This is a genomic window from Streptomyces sp. NPDC051183 (assembly GCF_040682455.1).
GTDB lineage: Bacteria > Actinomycetota > Actinomycetes > Streptomycetales > Streptomycetaceae > Streptomyces.
Map to the genome: position 1 here is coordinate 1 of NZ_JBFBBA010000106.1, position 4,039 is coordinate 4,039.

A 4,039-nucleotide genomic window follows, 5' to 3' on the forward strand; every position below is an offset into this window, starting at 1 on the left:
GTCTCCTACACGCCCTTCACCCGCCCGCTCGACCTCCTCGGACTATCCCTGACCTGCGACGCAGCATGATCAACACGACAATGAATCAGCCCTGGACCGGGATGGCCCATGCGGCCCGACCGGGCCGTTTCCGGGTGCCGGGCGGACGTGGCGGCTCCGGCGGAGCCTGGAACGGGTTGTAGGGAACGCTCGGATCGGCGGCTTTTCCCGGTCTCGGATACGGGGACCGAAAGAGCCGGGAGAGATCAGTGTCCGGGACAGGCACCGACCAGTCGGAGGGTTCCAGCGTCCGCACCGGGGACGGGTTGCCGGCAACCCGCGTGTACGCCATCGTCGGGAACACGAGGGTGCCTTGCGGGTTGTGGGCGTCCGCCAGGATCCCGGACAGGGTTACGGCGTCGGGACGGTCGTCCGGATTCTTGGACAGGGCCGCGGTCACCTCTGTCAGCAGACCGGCGGGGATCCCCGACAGGTCCGGCTGGGCGTGGACGATGCGGTGATCGATTCCGGTCGGAGTACCGAAGGCGTGCCGTCCGGATGCGGCGTACGCCACCAGAAGCCCCCACGTGAACACGTCCGACGCCGTCACCGTGCGCCCTGCGGTGAACTGCTCGGGGGCCATCCAGCCGGGGGTACCGGTCGTCATCCGCGTTCTGGTGACCGCGGTGGCGTCCAGGTGATGGGCGATTCCGAAGTCGAGGACCCGTGGTCCGTCTTGCGCCAGGATCACGTTCGCCGGCTTCAGGTCCCGGTGCGCCACCCCCGCAGCATGGATGCACGCCAGTGCGTGGGCAGTCGCGGTGGCAAAGGTGAGGAGATTGGCCCCGGTGAGGGGACCGTGCGCGCGAACGTACCGTTCGAGCGTGTGCCCGGGAACGTAGGGAGTCGCCAACCATGGCCGGCCAGCGTTCGCGTCGGCGTCGATCAACGGCAGCAGGAAGGGTCCCTGCACTTTCACGAGCGTGGATATCTCCCGGGCGAACCGCTTGCGGTGCTCTGTGTCGTGGGCGAAGTCCTCGTGCAGGATCTTCACCGCGAGCGGCTGACTGCGGTGGCCGTACGCAAAGTAGACGGTGCCCATGCCGCCCGAGCCGATGCGGTGAACAGGCCGGTACGGGCCTATGCGAGCGGGCAGGCTCCGCCCGCCGGAGCCGGGAACGGCCACGGGAAGATCTCCTGTTGTGCGGTGGACGTATGACAGGGCGACCGTGAACCGAACGCCCGCACGGATGTTACGCGCGTCCTTGACCATCGCGACGAGACGTCTCAGCCCTGGGCAAGCACAACCTCACTGGAGCGCTGACGGGCGACTGTCACGTACGGATCTGTGGGAGCCCGGGGCTGAGATGCCCCGGGCTACCCGACCTTCGTGGATGACTCGGTTGGCGGTACCTGGTGGTGGTGGCCGGCGGGACCCTGGTGGATGTGTGACTGGATTACGGCCGCGTTCGGGCTCGGCGGGACGCTCATCGGTGCGATGTTGTCCTTCAGGGCTACCGTTTACCAGCAGACGAGGCTGGCCGGAGAACGGCGCGAAGCGCGAGAAGGGGCGGCCGCAGCTGCGCTGGCCGGTGAGCTCATTCGTATGCGCCGCCATCTGGCCGGTATGCCGGTCGAGTTCGGCGGTGGTGAGGCTCGGGACCGGATCGCCTGGGTCGGGCTGATGACCACGGCGAGAGAGAGTGACTGGAACGCCGGGTTCGAGGAAATCTTCGCGCCGGCCGAGGTGGCCGCGTACACGCTCCGCCACGAGGTGCTGCGGACCAGGATTCTGGACGTGCTCGAGATCCTGAACCATTGGTGGGCGGTGAATGCGATTCATCCCGGCGCGATGAACAAGGACTCGATGAACGCAGTGCTCAAGAGTTCGCTGGAGTGGCTGGGTGCCTGGCAGCGCGAAGAGCCGATTCCGGCCCCCAGCGCAGCAGATCTGCGTTTGTTCGAGCTGTGGCAGCAGATTCAGAGCGATCGCCTGACCAAGAAGAGGCGGGGGACGTCTCGTCATCGCTCGGAAGGATGATCCCCTCAGCCGATCGGGCGCGGGGCATGGTCCTGGGTTCGAGCTGCATGCGTCCGGTCAGGAGGAGTGTGAGTGCTGCACCGTGTGTTCGGCCTCCCGTGGGAAAGGCCCCCAGCCGGGTGGGCTGGGGGCCTTGGGGGGTGTGGGTTAGAAGCTGTTGTCGTTCCGATCTTGAGAGATGCGTTTCGAACGGGAGTCTCGATCGGGTGATCGCGGTCGGCGCCGGGCATGAGAACAGGGCCTCTTGGTAGCTCAGAGGGTGTCTACGCCAACGAGCATTCCAGGAGGCCCTGTTGTCGCAGTTGTACGCGACCGCCAAGACGCAGTCCACCCCGGTCACCCTCGCGTGTGACTGTCTGGCTCACCGGTTCGGAAACGCCGCTGACAACGGGGTGCGTGAGCGTCGCTATCCGACGGACATGACGGACACCGAGTGGGCCGGGGTGAGGCCGTTGCTGCCGGTGCCGGGCTGGATGCGCGGCCGCGGCGGGCAGCCGGAGGCGTACTGCCACCGCGCAATGTTGGACGCGATCCGCTACCTGGTCGACAACGGAATCAAGTGGCGTGCCCTGCCGGCGGACTTCCCGCCGTGGGACCGGGCATACGCCTTCTTCCGCCGCTGGCGCGACCATGGCCCGGTCAAGGAGTTCCACGACCGGCTGCGTGCGCGGGTCCGCGAGAAGCTGGGCAAGGATGCGGAGCCCACGGCCGGGGTGATCGACTCGCAGTCGGTCAAGGCGGACGCCGTCGTCGGCACCGACAGCCGCGGCTACGACGGCGGCAAGCAGATCAACGGGTCGAGTAGCCGGGAGGGATCTCACCTCCCGGCCCTCACAGAACCGTGCGTAGCAGTCTCCCGTTACACGGCTCTTGCCGCTCTGATCTCAGATCAATAGGGCTCCCTGCGTGGGTGAAAAGCGCCAGTGGGCGAGCATGCGGGGGTACCGCTTCGCGATCTCCCGCAGCTTTGCCAGCGCCTTCCGCTTGCCCGCGAGCCGTCTGTACTTCTTGCGGATCCAGCGCACCAGGTAGGCATTGATGCGCATGACGAAGGAGTGCAGCTCCCACGGCCGGAACCGGCCGTAGTAGTTGAGCCAGCCCGCCACCATCGGATTGATCGGTCGGGCGATCTCACTGAAGGTCAGGTCGGACCGCCGGTGCAGGTTCCAGGACCGCACCTCCCGCCCGATCCTGGTCAGGGCCTCCCTGCTGATCGCCGGCTCGAACGACAGGAACAAGTTCCCGTGCCGACTCCGGCTTCTCCTGGCGCGGAAGGCGTATCCGAGGAACGTGAACGCCTCGTGCTCGTACGAGCCGCGGCGCGTGCCGTCCTTGCAGTACACGATCCGGGTCTTGTCCGGGTGCAGCTCCAGCCCGACCTCGACCATCCTGTCCGTCAGCGCCGCCAGGACCTCGCGGGCCCGGCGTTCGGAGACGCAGTGCAGCACCGCATCGTCCGCGTAGCGTTCGAACTGCACGGTCGGGTACTCCCGAGCCATCCAGACGTCGAACGCGTAGTGCAGGAACAGGTTCGCCAGCACGGGAGACACCGGGGCGCCCTGCGGCGTCCCGCGCTCCCGCTTCACCAGGGATCCGTCGGGCATGACGAGCGGGGCGGCGAGCCACCTGCGCACGTACAACTTCACCCAGACGGCATCCGTATGGATCTCCACCGCCTTGACGAGCAGGTCCCAGGGCACGCTATCGAAGAACTTCTGGATGTCGAGCTCGACCACCCAGTCCTTCTTCCAGCACCGCTCCCGGCATTTTCCCACCGCGTCCAGGGCAGACCGTCGGGGCCGGTATCCATAGCTGTCCGGATGGAAAATCGGCTCCACCCTTCGCATCAGATGCCGGGCCACCACAGTCTGCGCCACCCGGTCGGCGACAGCGGGAATGCCGAGCATTCTCGTGCCACTACCGTGAGCAGGGCGATTGCAAAGTCGCGGTGATCTCGTGAGTGTGCAGGTCACGGCGGTGTGACGATGGTGGATGGCCGCGCGACCGGATGCAACGAAG

General features: G+C 66.8%; 4 protein-coding genes. 2 read left to right on the forward strand and 2 right to left on the reverse strand.

Translation table 11 applies throughout. The annotated features are described in order from the left end of the window. Nucleotides 1-85: 85 nt before the first annotated feature. A complete protein-coding gene (locus AB0M99_RS37540) occupies nt 86-1,165 on the reverse strand; it encodes a serine/threonine-protein kinase (protein WP_365928720.1) in 1,080 nt (359 codons plus the stop codon). A gap of 258 nt (nt 1,166-1,423) precedes the next feature. Between AB0M99_RS37540 and AB0M99_RS37545 the strand changes: the two genes are divergently transcribed. Both AB0M99_RS37545 and AB0M99_RS37550 read left to right on the forward strand, forming a co-directional pair. Then, complete coding sequence (locus AB0M99_RS37545) at nt 1,424-2,020, forward strand: hypothetical protein (RefSeq protein WP_365928722.1); 597 nt, start codon at nt 1,424-1,426, stop codon at nt 2,018-2,020. A gap of 419 nt (nt 2,021-2,439) precedes the next feature. Beyond that, nucleotides 2,440-2,916 carry a transposase gene (locus tag AB0M99_RS37550; RefSeq protein WP_365928724.1) on the forward strand — a complete coding sequence of 159 codons (477 nt, stop codon included), beginning with the start codon at nt 2,440-2,442 and terminating at the stop codon, nt 2,914-2,916. Here the strand turns inward: AB0M99_RS37550 and ltrA are convergent. Next, nucleotides 2,905-4,014: a group II intron reverse transcriptase/maturase gene (gene ltrA / locus AB0M99_RS37555; RefSeq protein ID WP_365928726.1), complete on the reverse strand. Its 1,110-nt coding sequence runs from the start codon at nt 4,012-4,014 to the stop codon at nt 2,905-2,907. The genes AB0M99_RS37550 and ltrA overlap by 12 nt on opposite strands. Nucleotides 4,015-4,039 lie beyond the last annotated feature (25 nt).

Coding starts and splice junctions, on each gene's coding strand:
- AB0M99_RS37545 (WP_365928722.1), top strand. CDS start 1,424: ATGTGTGACTGGATTACGGCCGCGTTCGGGCTCGGCGGGACGCTCATC.
- AB0M99_RS37550 (WP_365928724.1), top strand. CDS start 2,440: ATGACGGACACCGAGTGGGCCGGGGTGAGGCCGTTGCTGCCGGTGCCG.